At 59.8% G+C, this 21,863-nt stretch carries 21 protein-coding genes; 10 read left to right on the top strand and 11 right to left on the bottom strand.

What is annotated here, in order from left to right:
* The first annotated feature begins 60 nt into the window (after positions 1–60).
* From ureE to H043_RS0121245, 5 genes are all read left to right on the top strand, one after another.
* Positions 61–561: an urease accessory protein UreE gene (gene ureE / locus H043_RS0121265; RefSeq protein ID WP_003221180.1), complete on the top strand. Its 501-nt coding sequence runs from the start codon at positions 61–63 to the stop codon at positions 559–561.
* Positions 558–1,232 (top strand): urease accessory protein UreF, encoded by a 675-nt coding sequence (locus H043_RS0121260; RefSeq protein ID WP_027613540.1) that lies wholly within the window; start codon positions 558–560, stop codon positions 1,230–1,232. The genes ureE and H043_RS0121260 overlap by 4 nt, the downstream gene beginning before the upstream one ends.
* A 23-nt stretch (positions 1,233–1,255) precedes the next feature.
* Positions 1,256–1,870 carry an urease accessory protein UreG gene (gene ureG, locus H043_RS0121255; protein WP_007966946.1) on the top strand — a complete coding sequence of 205 codons (615 nt, stop codon included), beginning with the start codon at positions 1,256–1,258 and terminating at the stop codon, positions 1,868–1,870.
* 27 nt (positions 1,871–1,897) lie between these two features.
* Positions 1,898–2,470 (top strand): HupE/UreJ family protein, encoded by a 573-nt coding sequence (locus tag H043_RS0121250; protein WP_027613539.1) that lies wholly within the window; start codon positions 1,898–1,900, stop codon positions 2,468–2,470.
* A gap of 183 nt (positions 2,471–2,653) precedes the next feature.
* Positions 2,654–3,787, top strand: coding sequence for an AGE family epimerase/isomerase (locus tag H043_RS0121245; RefSeq protein WP_027613538.1), 1,134 nt, complete (start codon positions 2,654–2,656; stop codon positions 3,785–3,787).
* Positions 3,788–3,909: 122 nt separating this feature from the next.
* Here H043_RS0121245 and H043_RS0121240 read toward each other — a convergent pair whose 3' ends face one another.
* The 9 genes from H043_RS0121240 to H043_RS0121200 form a co-directional block, all read right to left on the bottom strand.
* Positions 3,910–4,815 (bottom strand): cation diffusion facilitator family transporter, encoded by a 906-nt coding sequence (locus H043_RS0121240; protein ID WP_027613537.1) that lies wholly within the window; start codon positions 4,813–4,815, stop codon positions 3,910–3,912.
* Positions 4,816–4,989: 174 nt separating this feature from the next.
* The gene (locus H043_RS0121235) at positions 4,990–5,754 is read right to left on the bottom strand and encodes an SDR family oxidoreductase (RefSeq protein WP_027613536.1); all 765 of its coding nucleotides are present in this window, start codon (positions 5,752–5,754) and stop codon (positions 4,990–4,992) included.
* Positions 5,755–6,604: 850 nt separating this feature from the next.
* A complete protein-coding gene (locus tag H043_RS0121230) occupies positions 6,605–7,321 on the bottom strand; it encodes an ABC transporter ATP-binding protein (RefSeq protein ID WP_027613535.1) in 717 nt (238 codons plus the stop codon).
* Positions 7,318–8,190, bottom strand: a complete 873-nt coding sequence (locus tag H043_RS0121225) for an ABC transporter ATP-binding protein (RefSeq protein ID WP_027613534.1) — start codon at positions 8,188–8,190, stop codon at positions 7,318–7,320. Before H043_RS0121225 ends, H043_RS0121230 begins: the two co-directional genes overlap by 4 nt.
* Positions 8,187–9,488, bottom strand: coding sequence for a high-affinity branched-chain amino acid ABC transporter permease LivM (gene livM, locus H043_RS0121220; protein WP_027613533.1), 1,302 nt, complete (start codon positions 9,486–9,488; stop codon positions 8,187–8,189). The genes H043_RS0121225 and livM overlap by 4 nt, the downstream gene beginning before the upstream one ends.
* 3 nt (positions 9,489–9,491) lie before the next feature.
* Positions 9,492–10,406, bottom strand: coding sequence for a branched-chain amino acid ABC transporter permease (locus tag H043_RS0121215; protein ID WP_027613532.1), 915 nt, complete (start codon positions 10,404–10,406; stop codon positions 9,492–9,494).
* 239 nt (positions 10,407–10,645) lie between these two features.
* Entirely contained in the window at positions 10,646–11,779 is a 1,134-nt protein-coding gene (locus H043_RS0121210) for an ABC transporter substrate-binding protein (RefSeq protein WP_027613531.1), read from the bottom strand.
* 368 nt (positions 11,780–12,147) lie between these two features.
* Complete coding sequence (locus tag H043_RS0121205; protein WP_027613530.1) at positions 12,148–13,431, bottom strand: FAD-binding oxidoreductase; 1,284 nt, start codon at positions 13,429–13,431, stop codon at positions 12,148–12,150.
* 221 nt (positions 13,432–13,652) lie between these two features.
* Positions 13,653–15,143 (bottom strand): aldehyde dehydrogenase family protein, encoded by a 1,491-nt coding sequence (locus H043_RS0121200; protein ID WP_027613529.1) that lies wholly within the window; start codon positions 15,141–15,143, stop codon positions 13,653–13,655.
* 165 nt (positions 15,144–15,308) lie between these two features.
* Between H043_RS0121200 and H043_RS0121195 the strand changes: the two genes are divergently transcribed.
* The 3 genes from H043_RS0121195 to nadE all read left to right on the top strand — a co-directional run bounded on the left by H043_RS0121195 (position 15,309) and on the right by nadE (position 18,481).
* Positions 15,309–16,211, top strand: a complete 903-nt coding sequence (locus tag H043_RS0121195) for a LysR family transcriptional regulator (RefSeq protein WP_027613528.1) — start codon at positions 15,309–15,311, stop codon at positions 16,209–16,211.
* Positions 16,212–16,425: 214 nt separating this feature from the next.
* Positions 16,426–17,649: a nicotinate phosphoribosyltransferase gene (pncB, locus tag H043_RS0121190; RefSeq protein ID WP_003221154.1), complete on the top strand. Its 1,224-nt coding sequence runs from the start codon at positions 16,426–16,428 to the stop codon at positions 17,647–17,649.
* Positions 17,650–17,653: 4 nt separating this feature from the next.
* A complete protein-coding gene (gene nadE, locus H043_RS0121185; RefSeq protein ID WP_027613527.1) occupies positions 17,654–18,481 on the top strand; it encodes an ammonia-dependent NAD(+) synthetase in 828 nt (275 codons plus the stop codon).
* Positions 18,482–18,549: 68 nt separating this feature from the next.
* On the opposite strand, the gene H043_RS29260 is transcribed toward nadE, so the two are convergent.
* Entirely contained in the window at positions 18,550–19,470 is a 921-nt protein-coding gene (locus tag H043_RS29260; RefSeq protein ID WP_049827931.1) for a hypothetical protein, read from the bottom strand.
* Between the two features lie 222 nt (positions 19,471–19,692).
* Positions 19,693–20,139, bottom strand: coding sequence for an azurin (gene azu / locus H043_RS0121175; RefSeq protein WP_027613526.1), 447 nt, complete (start codon positions 20,137–20,139; stop codon positions 19,693–19,695).
* Between the two features lie 340 nt (positions 20,140–20,479).
* Between azu and H043_RS0121165 the strand changes: the two genes are divergently transcribed.
* Both H043_RS0121165 and H043_RS0121160 read left to right on the top strand, forming a co-directional pair.
* Positions 20,480–21,067 (top strand): TIGR00730 family Rossman fold protein, encoded by a 588-nt coding sequence (locus H043_RS0121165; RefSeq protein ID WP_027613525.1) that lies wholly within the window; start codon positions 20,480–20,482, stop codon positions 21,065–21,067.
* 68 nt (positions 21,068–21,135) lie between these two features.
* Entirely contained in the window at positions 21,136–21,345 is a 210-nt protein-coding gene (locus H043_RS0121160; protein ID WP_027613524.1) for a hypothetical protein, read from the top strand.
* Positions 21,346–21,863: the final 518 nt, after the last annotated feature.

The raw sequence follows: 21,863 nt of genomic DNA, 5'->3' as shown, positions 1-21,863 counted from the left end.
GCCCGGTTGGCAAGCCCCTTGCTCTAGCCCTCCTACAAGTCCACTGCTGGAAGCTTTCCGATGCTGGTGATTCATCGCAGAATCGACCCTCAACCTGTCTGGTCCGCCGAGTTGCACCTGACCTTCGAAGCGCGGAGCAAAAGCCGTCTGCGCTGTTTCAGTGCCGATGGCGAAGACGTCGGGTTGTTTCTGGAGCGCGGTCAGGCACCGTTATATGACGGCGAATGCCTGCAGGCCGAGGACGGCCGCATCGTTCGCGTCTGCGCCCGCCCCGAGCAACTGCTGCACGTCACCTGCGCCAATGCCTTCGAACTGACCCGCGCCGCCTATCATCTGGGCAATCGCCACGTCGCCTTGCAAGTCGGCGATGGCTGGTTGCGTCTGCTCGATGATTACGTGCTCAAGGCCATGCTCGAACAGCTCGGCGCCCAGGTCGAGGCGATTGAAGCGCCGTTCCAGCCGGAACACGGTGCCTACGGCGGCGGCCATCATCATTCGCGGCATGGCGACGAAGATTTCAACTACGCGCCCAAACTCCATCAGTTCGGCGTACGCCTGTGAATCCGGCCTGGGCGCTGCTGCGCCTGGCTAGTCCGCAACTGCCGATTGGCGGCTACAGCTATTCGCAAGGCCTGGAAATGGCGGTGGATAACGGCCGCGTGAACAACCCGGACAGCGCCCGCCGCTGGATCAGCGATCAACTACTGCTCAACCTCGCCCGTTTCGAGGCGCCGCTGCTGCTGGCTCATTGTCAGGCCGCGGCCGAGGAAAACTGGCCCGAGTTGCTGCATCTCTGCGAAACCCACCGTGCCAGTCGCGAGACCCGTGAGTTGCATCTGGAGAGCCGGCAGATGGGTTACTCGCTGCAGCAATTGCTCAACGGTTTGCCGGAACTCGACGCGCCAGCCCGCAGCTTTCTTGAGCAATGCGCCGAACCGCACCTCGCTCTTGGCTGGGCACTGGCTGCCCGCGCCTGGCAAATCAGTCCGCAGGATGCGCTCGCCGCGTGGCTGTGGAGCTGGCTGGAAAACCAGCTCGCGGTACTGATGAAAACCCTGCCGTTGGGCCAGCAAGCCGCCCAGCGCCTGACCAGCGAACTGTTGCCGCTGCTGCAACAGGCGCAGCAGGACGCCACCCGCATCAATCCCGAACACATCGGCAGCGCCGCATTCGGCCTGTCCCTGGCGTGCATGGCGCATGAGCGCCAGTACAGCCGTCTGTTTCGCTCTTAGGGCCTGTCATCTTGGAGAAGCACATGAACACACAACCCCTGCGCGTCGGTATCGGCGGCCCGGTCGGTTCCGGCAAGACCGCATTGACCCTGGCCCTGTGCCTGGCATTGCGCGATCGCTACAACCTGGCCGTCGTCACCAACGACATCTACACCCGCGAAGACGCCGACTTTCTGGTGCGCAACGAAGCACTGGCGCCGGAGCGGATCATCGGCGTGGAAACCGGTGGCTGCCCGCACACGGCGATCCGCGAAGACGCTTCGATCAACCTCGAAGCCGTCGATCAACTGAACCGGCGCTTTCCGGGGCTGGACCTGATTCTGGTGGAATCCGGTGGCGACAACCTGTCGGCAACCTTCAGCCCGGAGCTGTCAGACCTGACCATCTACGTGATCGACGTCTCCGCCGGCGACAAGCTGCCGCGCAAGGGCGGCCCGGGGATCTGCAAGTCCGATCTGCTGGTGATCAACAAGATCGACCTGGCGCCGCTGGTCGGTGCTTCGCTGGAAATGATGGATAGCGACACCCAGCGCATGCGCAACGGCAAGCCATTCGTCTTCAGCAACCAGAAAACCGGCCAGGGCCTTGAAGAGATCATCGCCTTCATCGAGCGCCAAGGCCTGCTGAACGCCGCCTGACTTATTGACCAACAAGGAAGCTTATCCATGACACTCAAACGCATTCTCGGCGCCGTGGCGCTGCTGCTGACCCCAGCCCTGGCCTTCGCCCACCCGGGCCACGGCGACAGCGGTCTGGTCGCCGGCATCAGCCACCCGATCGGTGGCCTCGACCATTTGCTGGCGATGGTCGCGGTCGGCCTGTGGGCCGCGCAGCAACAAGGCGCGGCGCGCTGGGCGCTACCGTGCACGTTTGTCGGCACCATGCTGATCGGCGGCATGCTCGGTTTTGAAGGGCTGGAGTTGCCGGCGCTGGAAAGCGGGATCGCCGCTTCGGTGCTGGCGCTGGGTCTGGCAGTGGCACTGACGGTGCGTCCACCGCTGGTGATGGCGGTGGCGGCAACGGCGTTGTTTGCGCTGTTCCATGGCGTGGCGCATGGCCTGGAGCTGCCGGACATGAGCAGCCCTTGGGCGTATGCCGCCGGCTTCGTGGCGGCGACTGCTGCCCTGCATGCGGCGGGTTATGCGGTGGTTCGTTTTCTGCCTCAGGCTGCTGCGCCTCTGGTGCGCGTGGCGGGTGCCGCTTCGGCTGTGACTGGCGCGTGGTTGCTGGCCGGTTGATTCTCTAGCGCCTGCCACTGGCCTCTTCGCGAGCAGGCTCGCTCCCACAGGTTTTGTGTACGCTGCAAATCCACTGTGGGAGCGAGCCTGCTCGCGAAGGCGGACTGACAGACTCCGCGTCTCTAAGGCCCGCCGCTCTGCTACCATGTCACGCAATCGCCCCAGCCGTGACGACGTCCGCCAATGCCCCATGCTTGCCGCTCCACCTCTCTGCCCGAATTGACCGCCCTGTTCAGCAACGTGCAACAGCACTTTCTGAACGTGATCGTGCCGCTCTGGCAAGGCCCGGGCTGGAACGCCGACATGGCGCTGCCCTACGAGGCACTCGACGCGGCGCATCAGCCCTTGCCACCGCAACGCTATCGGGCGATGGCCTGCGCACGGCAGCTGTACCTGTTTTCCAGCCTGATCGGGGTTGTGGATAACGCCGAGGTACGCGCCGCCGCGCTGTTCCGCTCGCTGCAACGGCATTTCCACGATGCCGAGCACGGCGGCTGGTTCTACAGCATCGACGCGCAAGGCAAGCCGCTGGATCAGCGCAAAGACCTCTACACCCACGCCTTCATCCTGTTCGCCTGCGCCCATTACTGGGCCAAGTCCCGCGAGCCGCTGGTGGAATCCACGCTGAACGCCGCACTGGAAGTCATCGGCCGACGCTTCGCCACCGGCGATGGCTTGTACGAAGCCTGCCTGGACCGCGACTGGATCACCCTGCAAACCGGGCCACTGCAAAACCCGCTGATGCACCTGGCCGAAGCGTTCCTCGCCACCTTGGCGGTGCGTGAAGACGCGCCGACGCAGCAAGCGCTGCTCGAGTTATGCACAGCTATGCACAAGCAGTTCGTCGACCCGCAACATGGCGTGTTGATGGAAAAACCACTGGGGGCTGTGGATAACTGGTACGAGCCAGGGCATCAGTTCGAATGGTATTTCCTGCTTGAATCTTCAGCCCTGCTGCGCGGCTCGAAACTGCACGCGGCGCTGGAGCGAGCCTTTGCTTTCACCGAGCAATTCGGTGTTGAACAGCCTTCAGGGGCGGTGCGGGCGATGCTCGATCTGCAACTGGACGGTCGCCCGAAAGATTCGACGCAACGGATCTGGGCTCAGGCGGAATACCTGCGCGCCCTGACCTTGCGCCCGGACAGCGAAGCCACCGTGCTGCGCCAGATGCGGGCGTTGCAGCAGCGGTTTCTGCACGCGGGCGGGTGGCATGAATGCCGAGATGAGCTGGGAGAGGTCAGCCGCAAGGACATGCCTTCAACGACGCCTTATCACTTGGCGACGTGCTACAGCGGGCTGGCTGAATATCTGCGTTGATTGAAAAATAGCTTTCGCGAGCAAGCCCGCTCCCACATGGGAATTTCGGCGAACACATAATCTGTGAACAGCCTGGATCCCTGTGGGAGCGGGCTTGCTCGCGAATAGCCGTTACACGGTCTCTAGGCAATCCACTTCTTGTCACCGGTAAAGCTGATCGTCAACCAGCGTGCCGCATCCGGCTCGCCGAGCTGCGCCGAAATTTCCTCACGTAACGCATCCAGTTGCCCCACGCTTTGCAGCCGGTAATCCGCCGGCAACACCACATGAATCTCGATAAACCGCGCCCGCCCGTGCTTCTGCACGTAGGTCACGTAATCATCGAAACCATGCTCGACCTTCGCCGCTTCCATGACCTGACGCACCTGATCATCCAGGGTGTCCGGGGCAATACCCAGTACATCACGCAGTGCCGGGCCGAGGATCTTGAACGCCGGTGGCAACATGGTCAGCGCCAGCACGATCAGGATCAGCGGGTCGACAAATTTCGCCCACTCGTCAAAGCCCTGGGCCTTGAGCAGCAACGCGGCGAGAAAACTGATCAACAGGCCGACCGAAAGCATCGCGTCCACCAGCCAGCTGATGTTGTCGAACTGGATCAGGCTGGACTTGAGCTTGCGATTGCGCCGACGCACGTAGAAGAAATAGGCGAATTCGACGACGGTGAACACCGCCGCATAAATGATCACCAGTCCCAGCTCGATCTCGCGGCCGCCGTTGATGATGCCGAACACACCGTTGAGAAACGCATAGATAGCGATCAACAGCAGGAAGCTGCCTTCGATCAGCAGCACCATCGGCTCCAGATGCCAGAAACCGAACTGGAAGCGGTGATTGCTCTCTTTGGCGATCAGCCGGGCGGTGATCAGCATCAGCACTTTGATGAACGTTGCGATCAGCGAGAAAAAACCATCGAAAAGGATGGATTGCGAACCTGAAACAAAACCGGTGACGATCCCGGCAATCGACACCGCGAACATCAGGATGGTCGATTGTTTGAGCAGTGACTGCTCACCTCGGTTACTCACTTTAACTCCTCGAAAACCTGAAAAACCGCGGTGTGCGGTGGGGTTGTTGCGAGGGGAGTTTACCCTATCGTCCTGTTTTGGCCGATTTGACATATTCGCGAGCAGGCTCGCTCCCACTTTGAAATGCATTCCAATGTGGGAGCGAGCCTGCTCGCGAACAACGGTGACGCGGTATCAGGCTTTGTTACGCTCGATCGCAAACCCCGCCCAGGTCTGGCTCACCGGCATCAGCTCCAGGCTGTTGATGTTGATGTGCGCCGGGGCGTTGAGCACCCAGAAGATGGTCTCGGCGATGTCCTGCGGCTGGATCGGCTCGGCACCGGCGTAAGTGGCGTTGTAGCGTTCCTGGTCACCGGCAAAGCGCACCAGCGAGAACTCGCTTTCACACAGGCCTGGCTCGATGTTGCTGACGCGCACGCCGGTGCCCTGCAGGTCGCAACGCAGGTTCAGCGAGAATTGTTTAACGAACGCCTTGGTGGCGCCATACACATGGCTGCCCGGGTACGGGTAGTTGCCAGCGATCGAACCGAGGTTGACGATGCCGGCGCCACGGCCGTGAGCGATCAACCGCGGCAGCAGCAGACGAGTGCTGTACATCAGGCCTTTGACGTTGGTATCGACCATGGTGTCCCAGTCGTCGAGGTCGCATTTGGGTGCCGGATCGACGCCCAGCGCCAGCCCGGCGTTGTTGATCAGGCCACGCAGCTTGGCGAACGACGGCGGCAGATTGGCAATTGCCTCTTCCATCGCCTTGCGGTCACGCACGTCGAGCACCAGACCATGCACTTCAGTCTGCTTCGACAACTCGGCGCACAGCGCATCGAGACGTTCTGCACGACGGCCGGTCAACACCAGTTTCCAGCCAGCCTCGGCGAAACGACGGGCACAGGCTTCACCAAAACCGGAGGTTGCGCCGGTAATAAACAGGGTGTTGGACATCGTGTTCTCCTTGCGTCGGCCGCCAGCGCAGCCATTGGAATAGAAAATCAGCAGCCAGCATGCCCGGCCCGGCATTTACGAGCAACTCCCGCACCGGGACATCTTCCGATCAAAATTTGATCAATCGTCGCTACACCGTATGTGGCTTGGCCTGTAGCCATGTGCACGCACGTTATCCACAGTCCCTTCCACAGTTTCCGGGGGCAAGTGGAAACGCGCAAAGCCGCGCCATACAAGGCTTTGCGCAGGAAACAGAAAGTTTTTTGCTTGACCCTGGAGCCGCTGTTGTGCCGGAGATGGCATTTTGCACGACCGGACGGTCAGTGCAGTGATTGCGCGAGGCCAGTAATTACGGCCCTCAGCGGAGTCTTTCCAGAGTTTAGTCACAGACTTATCCACAGGCTTGCTCACACGTAATTGTTTCTACAGAACAGCCTAGAAAAAGGTTGACAACAGCGTCTTCAGCTCCAGCAAAAACGCCTGATCAAAAAGCGATCACCAGCCTGCAAGCCACGGAAAACAAGGGCTTCAGCCAGCTACTCCCACGTTATTCACAGCCAGCTCCACAGTAAACGGGGACAAGTCAAAACTGTGGAAAAACAGCCATTTGCAGCGTCTATATGTCGCGCTTTGGCAGCTATGGGAATTTGTTTTCCACAATTCTGAAATCTGGTGCAGATCAACTGTGGGAGCGGGCTTGCTCGCGAAGAGGATGTGTCATAAAACACGGCGTTATCTGACACACCCTCTTCGCGAGCAAGCCCGCTCCCACAAGGGATTTGTGCGGGACTTGGGATGTAAAAAGCCCCGGGACTTTCGTCGCGGGGCTTTGTGGACAACTCAAGTAGAATCAGTGCCCGCCCAGATAAGCGTTACGCACCTCCTCATTCACCAACAACTCCTTGCCGGTACCGGTCAGACGAATCTCGCCGTTGACCATCACATACGCCCGATCCGACAGCTTCAGCGCATGGTTGGCGTTCTGCTCGACGAGGAAAATGGTCATGCCGGTTTTCGCCAGTTCCCGCAGGGTGGCGAAGATCTGTTTCACCACGATCGGCGCCAACCCCAGGCTTGGCTCATCGAGCAGCAGCAATTTCGGCCGGCTCATCAGCGCACGGGCAATGGCGAGCATCTGCTGCTCACCACCGGACATGGTCATCGCCCGCTGGGTACGGCGCTCTTCGAGCCGCGGGAACAGCTCGAACATGCGCTGCATATCCTCCTTGGCATATTTGTCGCCGATCGGGATGGTGCCCATCAGCAGGTTCTCCTCGACGGTCATGTCGGGGAACACCCGCCGTCCTTCCGGCGACTGCGCGATGCCGTTGGAGGCGATGTAGTGCGAGGACTTGTGGGTGATGTCGACGCCTTGATAGAGGATCTGCCCGCCCGCCGCGCGCGGCTGGCCGAAGATCGACATCAGCAGCGTCGATTTACCCGCGCCGTTGGAGCCGATCAGGCTGACGGTTTCGCCTTCGTTGATCTGCAGCGACACGCCCTTGAGGGCCTGGATCGGGCCGTAGAACACGTTCAGGTCTTTGAGTTCGAGGATCGGTTTGCTCATACCAGCTCCTCTTCGTCGGCGCCCAGGTAGGCGGCAATCACTTTCGGATCGTTGCGGATCGCCTCGGGACCGCCCTCGGCGATGACCACGCCGTGATCCAGCACCACGATGTGGTCGGAAATACTCATGACCATGCCCATGTCGTGTTCAATCAGCACCACGGTCAGATCGTGCTCGTCGCGCAGCAGCCGGATCATCGCGCTCAGCGCTTCGGTTTCCTGAGGGTTGAGGCCGGCGGCCGGTTCGTCGAGGCAGATGATCTGCGGCCGCGTGCACATGGCCCGGGCGATTTCCAGACGGCGTTGCTGGCCGTAGGACAGTTCACCGGCCAGACGGTTGGCGCAGTCCACCAGATCGACCACTTCGAGCCAGTAGAACGCGCAGTCCAGCGCATCGCTTTCGGCCTTGCGGTAGCCCTTGGTGTTGAGGATGCCGGCGAGCATGTTGCGGTTGACCCACATGTGCTGGGCCACCAGCAGGTTTTCCAGCACCGACATTTCCTTGAACAGGCGAATGTTCTGGAAGGTCCGGGCCAGGCCGGCGCGGTTGACCAGGTGCGTGCCGCCGAACATCTTGTAGTACAGGCGACTGAGGAAGCTTTTCGGCGAGACGAAGTCGGTCGGTTTGAAAGACTCGCCCAGCAGCTGGATGACGTTGGTCTGCTTGCCGCGCACGTTGAGTTCGATCTTGCCGCCGGAGGCCTTGTAGAACCCGGTCAGGCAGTTGAACACCGTGGTCTTGCCGGCGCCGTTGGGGCCGATCAGGGCGAAGATCGAGTTGCGTTTGACCTTGAGGCTGACATCGCTCAGAGCCTTGATGCCACCGAAGTGCATCATCAGTTTTTCCACAGAGAGTACGACTTCACTCATGACGCAGTCCTCTCATAGTGAATGGCACCTTTGCGTGGAGTGACCCCGGTACGGCTGATGCGAATCAGCCCGCGAGGTCGCCAGATCATCATCAACACCATCAGGATGCCGAACAGCAGCACGCGGTATTCAGCGAAGCCGCGCAGCAGTTCCGGAGCAACCGTCAACACGAATGCCGCAATCACCACGCCGATGGTCGAGCCCATGCCGCCGAGCACGACGATGGCGAGGATCAGCGCCGATTCGAAGAAGGTGAACGAGGTCGGGTTGACGAAGCCCTGGTAGGTGGCGAAAAACACCCCGGCCAGGCCCGCGGTCGATGCACCGATGGTGAACGCCGAAAGCTTGACCAGTACGTGGTTGAGGCCCATCGAGCGGCAGGCGATTTCATCTTCGCGTAGCGCTTCCCAGGCGCGACCCACCGGCATCTTCACCAGACGATGCTTGATGTACAGCACGGCCAGTACCACCAGGAACAACACCGTGTAGATGAAGTAATACTTCACGTCCGGGTTGTAGGCGATGCCGAAGAACTCGTGGAACGGCACCCCGCCATCCTTGGCGCGCTTGCCGAATTCCAGACCGAAGAAGGTCGGCAGTGGCGCCGGCATGCCGTTCGGCCCGCCGGTCAGCGACAGCCAGTTGTTGAGGATCAGGCGGATGATTTCACCGAAGCCCAGAGTCACGATCGCCAGATAGTCGCCGTGCAGACGCAGCACCGGAAAACCGAGGATGCAGCCGGCCAAACCGGCAGTGATTGCCGCCAGTGGCAGCACGGTCCAGAAGCCCAGCCCGAGGTATTGATAACCGAGCGCCAGACCGTAGGCGCCGATGGCGTAGAACGCCACGTAACCGAGGTCGAGCAGGCCGGCCAGACCGACCACAATGTTCAGCCCCAGGCCCAGCAGCACGTAGATCAGCCCGAGGATGACCACGCCCAGCAGGTACGAGTTGGAGACAAACGGCACGATGACCGCGAGCACGATCAGCAGTGGAATGATCCAGCGCAGACGTGATTTGTGATCGGCAGGCAGCACATGCACACCGGAGCCGGTGCTCTCGAATCCGTCGAGAATCTTCAGGCCCTTGGGCGTCTGCAGAAACAGACTCAAGGCAAAGCGGCCGATCATCACGATGCCGATAAGCCACGCCACGCGGGTTGGTTCGAGGTTGAAGCTGTAGCCTTCGAGCACGACGCCGACAATCGGGCCGAACACGATCAGGGCAATCAGGCCGGCCAGAATCGCCTCAACCAGGCTTTTTTTGATATCGATATTTTTTTGAGTGGTTGAAGACATCGCTTACACCTTCGACACAAGAGGACGGCCCAACAGGCCCTGAGGCCGGAAGACCAGAACAAGTACGAGCAGCGAGAAGCTGAACACGTCTTTGTAGTCGGAGTTGACCAGGCCCGAGAACAGCGACTCGGAGATCCCGAGAATGATCCCGCCGAGCATCGCGCCGGGCAGTGAGCCGATCCCGCCAAGCACGGCGGCGGTGAACGCCTTGATGCCGATGACGAAGCCTGCGTAGAAGTCGAACGTGCCGTAGTTCATGGTGATCAGCACGCCGGCCAGCGCCGCCATTGCTGCACCGATGATGAACACGTAGGAAATCACCCGGTCGGTGTTGATCCCGAGGATCGAAGCCATCTTGCGGTCTTGCTGGGTGGCGCGGCACATGCGGCCGAGCTTGGTGTACTTGATCACGTAGGTCAGTAGGCCCATGCCGACAAATGCGGCGACCAGAATGAAGATCTTGGTGTAGGTCAGTTGGACGAAACCGCTGCCGACATCGATGCGCCAGGCACCGGTGAGCAGCGTCGGAACACCCTGTTGACGGGCGCCCTGGCTGATCTGGGCGTAGTTCTGCAGGATCAGCGAGATACCGATAGCACTGATCAGCGGTGCCAGTCGAGTGGAGTTGCGCAGAGGTTTGTAAGCGACGCGTTCGATTACCCAGCCATAGACGCCGGTGACGACGATAGTGAAAACCAGCGTGCCAAGCATCAACAGCGGGAAGGATTCGATACCGAAGTAAGCCAGCAGAGCCAGACTGATTGCCGCGAGGTACGCGGAAATCATGTAAACCTCGCCGTGGGCGAAGTTGATCATGCCGATGATGCCGTAGACCATTGTGTAGCCGATGGCGATCAGGCCATAGACCGACCCGAGGGTCAGGCCGTTGACCAGTTGCTGCAGGAAAATACCATCCATAACGCAATCTCACGCAATGAGAACCTGCCCACCGGAGCGGGCGGCTCTTCTAGGAAAAATACAGATTTACGTCGGAGCAATGCAGATACGATCAGCCCATCCTCACCGATCTCCTGTGGGAGCTGGCTTGCCAGCGATAGCGGTGGATCAGCCAACCTGTGTGTCGACTGACCTGACGCCATCGCGGGCAAGCCCGCTCCCACAGGTATTGGTGGGGGTTAAGCGAATCGCGTCAGCCCTTACTTCTGTTTTTCCAGCTGATGGTATTTGCCGTCCTTGTCCCACTGGTAAACCACGTAGTCAGAGACTTTCAGGTCGCCCTTCTTGTCCCAGGCTTTCTCGCCCATGACGGTTTTCACCGGGTTGGCCTTGAGCCACTCGGCGGCTTTTTCGCCACTGTTGGACTTGGCGCCGTTGAAGGCGGCCGCCAGGGTCTGAACCGACGCGTAGGCGTACAGGGTGTAGCCTTCAGGTTCGGTGCCGGCCTTGCGGAACGCGTCCACTACCGTCTTGCTGTCTGGCAGCAGGCGTGGGTCAGCGCCGAAGGTCATCAGCACGCCGTCGACGTATTGCGGGCCACCGGCGGTGGTCACCAGTTCGTCGGTGACGATGCCATCGTCAGACATGAACTTGACGTCTTTCAGGCCTTCGGTACGCAGTTGCTTGACCAGCGGGCCGGCTTCCGGGTGCAGGCCGCCGAAGTAGACCACGTCGGCACCGGCTGCACGAATCTTGGTGACCACGGCGCTGAAGTCTTTCTCGCCGCGGGTCAGGCCTTCATACAGCACCGGCTTCACGCCACGTTTTTCCAGTTGAGCCTTGGTCGCATCGGCCAGGCCCTGACCGTAGGTGTCCTTGTCGTGCAGCACGGCGACTTTCTTGCCCTTGAGCACATCGACGATGTAATCGCCCGCGACGATGCCTTGCTGGTCATCACGCCCGCACATACGGAACATGGCGCTCAGGCCGCGCTCGGTCACCTGCGGGTTGGTGGAACCCGGAGTGATCGCGATAACGCCGGCTTCGTCGTAGATTTCCGAGGCTGGAATGGTGGAAGAGGAGCAGAAGTGCCCGACCACGCCGGCGACTTTCTGGTTGACCAGGTCCTTGGCGACTGTCACTGCCTGCTTCGGTTCGCAGGCGTCATCGCCCTTGACCAGTACGATTTTCTCGCCGTTGACGCCGCCCGCCGCGTTGACCGCGTCCGCCGCTGCCTGTGCACCCTTCATGTACTGCTCGCCAAATGCCGCGTTGGCGCCAGTCATTGGACCCGCTACACCGATTTTCACATCGGCTTGAGCAAACGCAGAAACACCCAACGCAGTAGCTACTGCGAGGGCCAGAAAGCCTTTCTTGTAAAACGTCTGGGACATGAGGTGGTGCTCCAAGGTTTTTTTTAGTTGGCACTGCGACTTCACTTCACTGAATGCTCTGAGCAAGCGCCGTGCCATCGGTTTTTTATTCTTCAAAAAGTCGCTGCTTTCTTGTTATTTCGACTGTTTCGTTCCCATTTTCATTGGGCGTGCAACCGTCTAAACCGCGGAAGGTGAAACCTTTTTAAATCTGAGGCGCAACCCGCTTGCGCCATCATTGCAACCGCGGCACCAAACGACGTGCAACCAGCCTGTAACAGCTCGCGTCACCGAACTGCACACTGCTGGTGCGGGACTGCTACAACCCGCACCATTAGAGGCTAGTCGCTACGCCGAAAAGCGCCGCTTCCGGCAACATATTTCAACACTCAAATGACGATGCGCAGGCACTGGCCCGCGTGATACAGCGAGAACCCGGCCTCGTACAGGCAGCTGCGCAGGCCGACACCGGCCAAGGGCTGCATCGGTGCGAAGGGGATCGGCAGGGCTTGAGGATTTCCGTCACACAGGTAGTCGGCGAAGGCTTTGCCGACCACGGTACCGGTGGTCACGCCACGACCGTTGTAACCGGTGACGGCCACCAGCCCGGGTGCCGGCTCGAACAGCCGCATCAAGTGATCGGGGGTAAAAGCAATGCGCCCGGTCCAGGTGCATTCCCATTCCACCGGTTTCAGATGGGGGAAGTAATGCTGCTGCACCCGGTCGGCCCAGGCCTTGAGGAACCAGGTGGGTTTCTGATTGCCGTTGCCCAGACTGCCGAGCAACAAGCGGCCGTCCTTGTCGCGACGGATGCTGCTCAACACTTGCCGCGTGTCCCATGAGCCCTGACCGCCGGGGAGGATGTCATGGGCGGCGTCTTCGGTCAGCGGCACCGACGCGACCTGATAGTAGTAACCGGGGAAGAAGTTGCGCTTGAGTTCGGTCCAGTCGCCCTCGGTGTAGGCGTTGGAGGCGATCACCACTTGCTCGGCGAGCACCGAACCGTGCTCGGTCTGCACTGACCATTGCTGGCCCACGCGCTCGAGACGGGTGACTGGCGAGTGATCGAACATCTGCCCGCCCAAGCCCTTCACCGCATTAGCCAGTCCGGTGACATAGGCCATCGGATTGAGCGTGCCGGCACGCCGGTCGAGCAACGCCGCAGCAATCTTCTGCGTACCGGTGGCTTGCTCGCAGGCCTTGCCGGTGAGCAGCTCGACCGGTGCCCCGCGACGTTTCCATTGTTGCTCGCGACTGCGCAGATCCGCTTCGCCCTTGGCGTTGTGCGCCATGTGCAGGGTGCCTTCGCGGCGCAACTGGCAATCGATGTTGTATTTATCCACAAGGCTGAACACCAGCGCCGGCGCCGCCCCGAGCATGCGGTTGAGTTGACTGCCGACCGCTTCGCCGAATCCGGCCTCGATCTCATCCGGCGGGATCCACATGCCGGCGTTGACCAGCCCGACGTTGCGTCCGGAACCGCCATGCCCGGCACGATGCGCTTCGAGCACGCAGACGCTTTTGCCTTTTTCCAACAGATGCAGCGCCGCCGACAACCCGGTAAACCCGGCGCCGATCACGCAGACATCGACTTTGACCTCACCCTTGAGCGCGGTGTTATCCGGGCGCTGCGGCGTGAGTTTTTCCCACAGACATTCTTCGCGTAACGGCATTGCCAGACTCCAACAGAAACCTGCCAAACACACTGTTGATCCTGTGGGAGCGAACCCTGTGGTGAGGGGATTTATCCCCGACGGGCTGCGTAGCGGCCCCAAAACCTGCAATCGCGTACTGCCAGACAAAACCGCATACAACGTTTTGCGGCTGCTTCGCAGCCGGTCGGGGATAAATCCCCTCACCACAAAGGCTCACTCCTACAGGGGATCTCCACCTGTCAGTCGAAGGTAATGCCCTGCGCCAGCGGCAACTCCAGCGAGTAGTTCACGGTATTGGTCTGGCGGCGCATGTACGCGCGCCAGGCGTCGGAGCCCGACTCACGACCGCCGCCGGTCTCCTTCTCGCCACCAAACGCGCCGCCGATTTCCGCGCCGCTCGGGCCGATGTTGACGTTGGCGATGCCGCAGTCGCTGCCGACCGCCGACATGAACTGCTCAGCCTCGCGCACGTCGGTGGTGAAGATGCACGACGACAGGCCTTGCGGCACCGCATTGTTCAGGCGCAGCGCTTCCTGGAAGTCGCTGTAGCCGACCACGTAAAGGATCGGGGCGAAGGTTTCGCTGCAGACCACATCACTCTGCTCTGGCATTTCGACAATGGCCGGCGACACGTAGTAGGCGTTGGGGAACTGCTCTTCGAGCTGACGCTTGCCGCCGAACACCCGGCCGCCCTCGCTCAGCGCCTGCTCCAGCGCGTCCTGCATGTTTTCGAAGCTGTGTTTGTCGATCAGCGGGCCGACCAGATTGCCTTCCAGCGGATGGCCGATACGCACTTTGGCGTACGCGGCTTTGAGGCGAGTGACGATTTCTTCCTTCACCGATTCATGGGCAATCAGCCGCCGCAGGGTGGTGCAACGCTGACCGGCAGTGCCGACCGCGCTGAACAGAATGGCGCGCACGGCCATGTCCAGATCGGCGCTCGGGCCGAGGATCATCGCGTTGTTGCCGCCCAGTTCGAGAATGCTGCGGGCAAAACGTGCGGCGACTTTCGGCGCCACTTCGCGGCCCATACGGGTGCTGCCAGTGGCGCTGATCAGCGCGACACGCGGGTCATCCACCAGCGCTTCGCCGGCGTCACGGCCACCGATGATCACCTGGCACAGATTCGCCGGCGCATCAGTGAAATTTTTCACCACGCGATCAAACAGCGCCTGACAGGCCAGTGCGGTCAGCGGGGTTTTCTCCGACGGCTTCCACACCACCGGGTTACCGCAGACCAGTGCCAACGTGGTGTTCCACGCCCACACCGCGACGGGGAAGTTGAACGCGCTGATCACGCCGACCACGCCCAGCGGATGCCAGGTTTCACGCATGTGGTGGCCCGGACGCTCGGAGGCGATGGTCAAACCGTACAGTTGACGCGACAGGCCGACGGCGAAGTCGCAGATGTCGATCATCTCCTGCACTTCACCGAGGCCTTCCTGAGTGATCTTGCCCGCCTCCCACGACACCAGTTCGCCGAGGTCAGCCTTGTACTCACGCAGCACTTCGCCGAACTGACGCACCAGTTCGCCGCGACGCGGGGCCGGCACCTTGCGCCACAGCTCGAAAGCATGATCTGCGCGACTGATGTGCTGCTCAACTTCGGCCGGGCCTTCCCAGTTCACGGCGGCGATGCGGCTGCCGTCGATGGGCGAATGCACCGGCACTTTGCCGTTCTGATACAGGGCCGGGTTCACACCAAGACGATCAAGCAATGCGGCAACCATGGGTCACTCCTCAAGCGAAAAACAGAATGTGTGCGGCCGAATGCAAACGACCGGGCAGGCCTTTAGTTGTAGCTTCCCGAGGGCAAGGCAACAAACGACCTTTACGCGAGATATCATTCCGTTTATTCATGCTGCGCACAGAAAGACAAGAAAAAGGGATCACCCATGCTGAACAAACGCCACTTGCCGTCGATCACCGCATTGCAGTGCTTCGAGGCCGTGACCCGGCACCTGAGCTTCACCCGGGCCGCCGAAGAGCTGAACCTGACCCAGAGCGCTGTCAGCAAGCAAGTGGCGCAGCTTGAGGAATTGTTGCAGCACTTGTTGTTCCGTCGGGTGCGTCGTCGCTTGCAGATGACCCCGGCCGGGGATTTGTACCTGGTGGAAGTCCGAAAAATCCTCACCCAGGTGGAAATGTCCACGCATTACCTGCGTTCCTACGGCGGCGAGACCGAAGTCCTGCGCGTCTCTACACCCTCGACCTTCGGCGCGCGCTGGCTGGTACCGCGTCTGAAGGGCTGGCGTCTGCGCCATCCGTCGATCCATCTCGACTTGTGCAACGAGCAGGAGGCCGACGATTTGCTACAGGGGCGCAGCGATCTGGCGTTCTATTTCGGCCAAGGCTCACGGCCCGGCACCGAATGCCTGAAGCTGTTCGGCGAAGAGCTGGTACCGGTCTGTGCCCCCGGCAGCCTGCCGGACACGCCCTTCACCGATCCGACGCAACTGACCGATCTGGTGCTGCTGCAAAACGCCTCGCGCCCACAGGCGTGGCATGACTGGTTCGACAGTCAGGGTTACCACACCGAACACAGCTACCACGGCCCGCGTTTCGAAACCTTTTACATGTGCATCCGCGCTGCCCAGGTCGGCTGCGGTGTGGCGCTGCTGCCACGGTTTCTGGTGGAAGAGGAATTGGCCGACGGCAAACTGGTCATTCCCTGGCAGCATGCAATGCCCAGTTCCGACGCCTATTACCTGGCCTACCCGGAGCATGCGGCGGAAGTGCCGAAGGTGCGGGATTTTGTGAAGTGGATGCTGGAGCAGATCGACAGCCCGAATGCCTGACCCGATTGAAAACTGTGGGAGCGAGCCTGCTCGCGAAGAGGCCGGCACATTCAATGTCAATGTCGACTGAAATGACGCCTTCGCGAGCAGGCTCGCTCCCACAAGGGTTCTGCGGTGATCTAAAAAATTGCTGGCAATCCCCACCGCTGATATGCGCCACTAGCGTCATTGATTGATCCCGCGCAACCGCGCGGTGCACCTGGAGACCCCGTTTATGAGCGAGAGTGTGTTTGCCGATCGCATCGTGCAGAACCTGCTCGACACCGACTTCTACAAACTGACGATGATGCAGGCGGTGCTGCACAACTACCCCAACGTCGAAGTCGAATGGGAGTTTCGTTGCCGTAACAGCGAGGATCTGCGGCCGTATCTGGCCGAGATTCGCTACCAGATCGAGCGCCTGGCCGAGCTGAGCCTGAGTGCCGACCAGTTGAGCTTTCTCGAGCGCATCACCTTCCTGAAACCGGATTTCCTGCGCTTTCTCGGACTGTTCCGCTTCAACCTGCGCTACCTGCACACCGGGATCGAGAACGGCGAACTGTTCATCCGCCTGCGCGGCCCGTGGCTGCATGTGATTCTCTACGAAGTACCGTTGCTGGCGATCGTCAGCGAAGTGCGCAACCGCTATCGCTATCGGGAAATCGAGCTGGTGCAGGCGCGGGAACAGCTGTATCGCAAGTTCGACTGGCTCAGCGCCAACGCCTCGGCTGACGAACTGGCGCAATTGCAGGTCGCTGATTTCGGCACTCGCCGGCGCTTCTCGTACCGCGTGCAGGAAGAAGTGGTCAACGTGCTCAAGCACGATTTCCCCGGGCGCTTCGTCGGCACCAGCAACGTGCACCTGTCACGGGAACTGGATATGAAGCCGCTGGGCACCATGGCCCATGAATGGATCATGGCCCACCAGCAACTCGGCCCACGCTTGATCGACAGCCAGATCGCCGCGCTCGACTGCTGGGTGCGCGAATACCGTGGCCTGCTGGGGATTGCTCTCACCGATTGCATCACCACCGACGCCTTCCTCGGCGATTTCGACCTGTTCTTCGCCAAGCTCTTCGACGGTCTGCGCCACGATTCCGGGGATCCGGTGCAGTGGGGTGAAAAGTGCATCGCCCACTACCACAAGCTCGGCATCGACCCGATGAGCAAGACCCTGGTGTTCTCCGACAGTCTGACCTTGCCCAAGTCGCTGGAGATCTTCCGCGCGCTGCACGGGCGGATCAACGTCAGCTTCGGCATCGGCACCAACCTGACCTGTGACATTCCGGGTGTCGAACCGATGAGCATCGTGCTTAAAATGACCGCCTGCAACGGCCAGCCGGTGGCGAAGATCTCCGACGAGCCCGGCAAGACCCACTGCAAAGACCCGAATTTCGTCGCCTATTTGCGACACGTGTTCCAGGTTCCTGCCGATTCCAGTCTATCTAGCAAGGAGTGAATTCATGCAAGCCGTACAGCGTGAGATTGCTGAACAGCTCAAGGTGCAACCGCCATTCGCCGGGCATCAGGCCCTCGAAGCGGAAGTCGCCCGGCGCATCACCTTTATCCAGGATTGCCTGGTCAATTCCGGCCTCAAGACCCTGGTGCTGGGCATCAGCGGCGGTGTCGACTCGCTGACCGCCGGCCTCCTGGCCCAGCGCGCCATGCGTGAACTGCGCGAGCGCACCGGCGACGACGCCTACAAGTTCATCGCCGTGCGCCTGCCGTACGAAACCCAGTTCGACGAGCACGACGCCCAGGCGTCGGTGGACTTCATCGCTCCGGACGAACGCCACACGGTGAACATCGGCCCGGCGGTCAAATCACTGGCCAAGGAAGTGGCGGCGTTCGAAGGCAAACATGCGGTGTCGGTGGATTTTGTGCTCGGCAACACCAAGGCGCGGATGCGCATGGTCGCCCAGTACACCATCGCCGGCGCCGCGCACGGTCTGGTGATCGGCACCGACCACGCGGCGGAAGCGGTGATGGGCTTCTTCACCAAGTTCGGTGACGGCGCCTGCGACCTGGCCCCGCTCAGCGGTCTGGTGAAAAACCAGGTCCGGGCGATTGCCCGCAGCTTTGGCGCACCGGAATCGCTGGTGGAAAAAGTGCCGACTGCGGATCTGGAAGACCTGTCGCCGGGCAAACCGGACGAAGCCTCCCACGGCGTGACTTACGCCGAGATCGACGCCTTCCTGCACGGCGAGCCGGTGCGTCAGGAAGCGTTCGACATCATCGTCAATACGTACAACAAGACTCATCACAAACGGGTCATGCCGTTTGCGCCTTGATCGGTAAGTGAATGAAAAGCCCGCTAAGGAGTGATCCTCAGCGGGCTTTAGCAGTGTCAATAAACGATTTAACGGGCTTTGGGTGCAACCACCCTGAATGCCCAAGGGTCCGAGACTCGACCACTCGCCGTTACCGCTCTGATGGTGTGAACCTTTTCAGCCAGATTCGAAATCTTTGCCGTGTAGATTCCATTCAAGTTAGCCGCGAATTTAACCAGATCGTTATCGTAGTCGACGATTGTTCCGTTTTCACCAGGGTTTGCCGTACCGACAACCGTTAACGATGTATCGGTCGTTTGCTCGTGATTGTCGATCAACTGCCCGCTTTCTCCCAGAAGAAACTGGATGCTTACCGGCACGGAGTTCACGACTCGAATGTTCCAGGGACTGGATTCAACACCATCGCTTCCTACCACTGTGAAGCTATGCGCCCCTACTGACAGTCCGTTCAGCACAGCACTCCAGTGCGCATTTGCATCGATATTCAGTGTGCCTACATGAATTCCGCGATCCAGAAGACTGACTGTTGTATTTGGCTCTCCCTCACCTACAAAGCTCAGATCGACAAACGTAGTGCTTCCACTATTTTCGATGACGTCTCCGTTGGGATCGTTTATCCACAAAATTGCGGCGTGCAGGGACAGTTTCATGTGAACTATGTATGGATCAGACGCCTGCCCGTCGGTGGTTTCCACGGTGTAGAAATGCGGCCCGTTTTTCTGATCTGTAATGATCAAACTGTAGTGGCCAACGTGATCAACATTTACCGGGGAATGCGCAGGGACACCGTTGTCGAAAAGCTGCGCCTTTTGATTGGGAGCAGCGGAACCAACAAAAGACAAATATGGATTTGTGCTGACCCCGCCATTTTCGATGAGTTCACCATTGCCATTGGTAACTGTCTCAATGACGGTTCCGCTTGTCACATTACTTCTGTTCGGATCCTGAACCAACGTACGCTGCTGGGGTAATTTCTCTTGATCGGTCATACGAAAACTCCTTTTTCGGAATGGATGCGTACAGTCATCTGAGCGCACCCTCATTCGAGGCTTCTTCGAAATCCGTGTCTACTGTCAGAAATTACAGGTACGAGGGCAATTCCGACGGGCGGTCATGATCACAGAAATGAGGTAAGGTGCAGATTTGATCAGCAGAAAAAACGCCGCTGCAATCACTTGCAGCGGCGTTTTTCGTGTTACGTGTGAGCAGTATTACTTTAGGGTCACGGTGCCTTTCATCATCGAGATGTGGCCCGGGAACGAGCAGAAGAAGCCGTACTTCTCGTCAGCCTTGAGCTTGGACACGTCGATGGTCAGCGAGTCGGTTTCCTTAGCGCCGATGATCTTGGTGTGAGCGATGACACGCTCGTCACCGTCCTTCAGGTAGTTCTTGTCGATGCCGGCAGCCAGGCCGTCGGTAGCGATCGGCTGCATGTCGGCTTCTTTGCTGATCACCAGGTTATGGCCCATGACGTTCTTCGGCAGGTTGCCGGAGTGAGTCAGTTCGACGGTGAAGGTCTTGCAGCTCTTGTCGATCACGATCTCCTTGGTGTTGAAGGACATCTGGTCGGTGGAATCAACGGTGGTTTTGCACTCGGCAGCCATCAATTGGCTGCTGGCCAGCGCCAGCAGGGATACCGCAACAACTTTGGAAAACATGGTGAATCTCCAAGGCAGGGTTAACAAAAACACGAATGGTGGAAAGACTGCCTGAAATCTTCGCAAGTTCCTATGACTTGAGTCAAAAATTGTATACAACTTTCAGGCTATGACACTCATCGAAACAATCTACCGGCCAGAATCCAAGGCCGGGCCTATGATCGGCGCATCTACTGAAACGGAGTGCCTGTCATGTTCTTTAACGGTCTGTTGTGCAGTTTGCTCGCCGCCTACGCCTGTGGCGCCAGCGGTACCTTTGAATCGCCAGAACGCGAAGCTTAGTCCTTGGATCAAGGCGTGCCAGCCATTACCCTGTGACGGATTGACCCAGGAGGAAGGCATGTCTCTCAAATCCGTTTGTGTATTTTGCGGTGCCAACGCCGGCACTGATCCGGCTTACACCGAAGCCGCCCAAGCCCTTGGCCGGGCACTCGCCGAGCGCCAACTGACGCTGGTTTACGGTGGTGGTGCCGTGGGATTGATGGGCCTTGTCGCCGACGCCGCCCTGGCCGCTGGCGGCGAGGTGATCGGGATCATTCCGCAAAGTCTGATGGACAAGGAGATCGGCCACAAAAACCTGACGCGCCTCGAAGTCGTCGATGGCATGCACGCGCGCAAGGCACGCATGGCCGAGCTGAGCGATGCGTTCATCGCGTTGCCCGGCGGTCTCGGCACGCTGGAAGAGCTGTTCGAAGTCTGGACCTGGGGCCAGCTCGGCTACCACGGCAAACCGCTGGGGCTGCTTGAGGTGAACGGTTTTTACAGCAAACTCACGGCTTTTCTTGACCATATCGTCGGCGAAGGCTTCGTTCGCGCCCCACACCGTGACATGCTGCAAGTGAGCGAATCAGCACAATCGCTGCTCGACGCCCTGGATAACTGGAAGCCGACCGTCACGCCCAAGTGGGTCGACCAAAAACCCGGCTAACCGCCGGGCACCGATACAGGGCAGAATACGCGCCGCTCAACCTCACCTTCGACCCCAGAGGATCGCCCATGGCCAAACCCAATTACTCCTTCGCCAAACGTCAACGAGACCTGGAAAAGGAAAAGAAGAAAGAGGAAAAGCTTCAGCGCAAGAAACAACAGGCTGAAGAAGCGGCACTGAACCCTGACGGTGAAGTGGCGACTGATGACGATGTTGATGTTGATGTTGATGTTGATGTTGATGTTGATGCACCGAAAGACCAGGCGCCTGACGCCTGAGCCCCACCGGGTTTGATGATCGAGTCAGACCCTGCGGATTTGTGACGGGGCTGGCGGCTCAGCCGCTGGCCCCCACACCCTCCCCGTTTTCCGAACACGATACGGCTTCCTGTGGGAGCGGGCTTGCTCGCGAAGGCGTCTTCACCTTCAACATTGATGTAACTGACACACCGCCTTCGCGAGCAAGCCCGCTTGTGTCTGAGTAAGGGAATAAACTCTGGGGTGAGAGGGGTGGATGGCAAGCTGTGAGTCCGCGGTGCTTGAAGCACGAGTGGGAGCAAAGCTGCCATCCACCTTTCTACTCTGGCCCATAAGCCCGAACAGTTGGACGAGCGCCACTCGAATCACAAGCGTGGGCAAAGCCAGAGCACTCTCACTTCTGAGTGTAAGAGGGTTTTGCCATGATTTCCTGGGTCGGCATCGATATCTCCAAATCCAATCTGGTCGTCTGGGTTCAACCACAGAAAGACGGCTTTGAAGTTCCCAATACGATTGAAGGCTTTGATGTGCTGGTCGCG

This window comes from Pseudomonas sp. URIL14HWK12:I6, assembly GCF_000514195.1.
GTDB classification, from domain to species: domain Bacteria; phylum Pseudomonadota; class Gammaproteobacteria; order Pseudomonadales; family Pseudomonadaceae; genus Aquipseudomonas; species Aquipseudomonas putida_A.
The sequence above is the reverse complement of the archived record's forward strand: the minus strand, read 5'-3'. Positions and strand labels throughout refer to the sequence as shown.

Coding starts and splice junctions, on each gene's coding strand:
- ureE (WP_003221180.1), top strand. CDS start 61: ATGCTGGTGATTCATCGCAGAATCGACCCTCAACCTGTCTGGTCCGCC.
- ureG (WP_007966946.1), top strand. CDS start 1,256: ATGAACACACAACCCCTGCGCGTCGGTATCGGCGGCCCGGTCGGTTCC.
- H043_RS0121250 (WP_027613539.1), top strand. CDS start 1,898: ATGACACTCAAACGCATTCTCGGCGCCGTGGCGCTGCTGCTGACCCCA.
- H043_RS0121245 (WP_027613538.1), top strand. CDS start 2,654: ATGCCCCATGCTTGCCGCTCCACCTCTCTGCCCGAATTGACCGCCCTG.
- H043_RS0121235 (WP_027613536.1), bottom strand. CDS start 5,754: ATGTCCAACACCCTGTTTATTACCGGCGCAACCTCCGGTTTTGGTGAA.
- H043_RS0121230 (WP_027613535.1), bottom strand. CDS start 7,321: ATGAGCAAACCGATCCTCGAACTCAAAGACCTGAACGTGTTCTACGGC.
- H043_RS0121225 (WP_027613534.1), bottom strand. CDS start 8,190: ATGAGTGAAGTCGTACTCTCTGTGGAAAAACTGATGATGCACTTCGGT.
- livM (WP_027613533.1), bottom strand. CDS start 9,488: ATGTCTTCAACCACTCAAAAAAATATCGATATCAAAAAAAGCCTGGTT.
- H043_RS0121215 (WP_027613532.1), bottom strand. CDS start 10,406: ATGGATGGTATTTTCCTGCAGCAACTGGTCAACGGCCTGACCCTCGGG.
- H043_RS0121210 (WP_027613531.1), bottom strand. CDS start 11,779: ATGTCCCAGACGTTTTACAAGAAAGGCTTTCTGGCCCTCGCAGTAGCT.
- H043_RS0121205 (WP_027613530.1), bottom strand. CDS start 13,431: ATGCCGTTACGCGAAGAATGTCTGTGGGAAAAACTCACGCCGCAGCGC.
- H043_RS0121200 (WP_027613529.1), bottom strand. CDS start 15,143: ATGGTTGCCGCATTGCTTGATCGTCTTGGTGTGAACCCGGCCCTGTAT.
- H043_RS0121195 (WP_027613528.1), top strand. CDS start 15,309: ATGCTGAACAAACGCCACTTGCCGTCGATCACCGCATTGCAGTGCTTC.
- pncB (WP_003221154.1), top strand. CDS start 16,426: ATGAGCGAGAGTGTGTTTGCCGATCGCATCGTGCAGAACCTGCTCGAC.
- nadE (WP_027613527.1), top strand. CDS start 17,654: ATGCAAGCCGTACAGCGTGAGATTGCTGAACAGCTCAAGGTGCAACCG.
- H043_RS29260 (WP_049827931.1), bottom strand. CDS start 19,470: ATGACCGATCAAGAGAAATTACCCCAGCAGCGTACGTTGGTTCAGGAT.
- azu (WP_027613526.1), bottom strand. CDS start 20,139: ATGTTTTCCAAAGTTGTTGCGGTATCCCTGCTGGCGCTGGCCAGCAGC.
- H043_RS0121165 (WP_027613525.1), top strand. CDS start 20,480: ATGTCTCTCAAATCCGTTTGTGTATTTTGCGGTGCCAACGCCGGCACT.
- H043_RS0121160 (WP_027613524.1), top strand. CDS start 21,136: ATGGCCAAACCCAATTACTCCTTCGCCAAACGTCAACGAGACCTGGAA.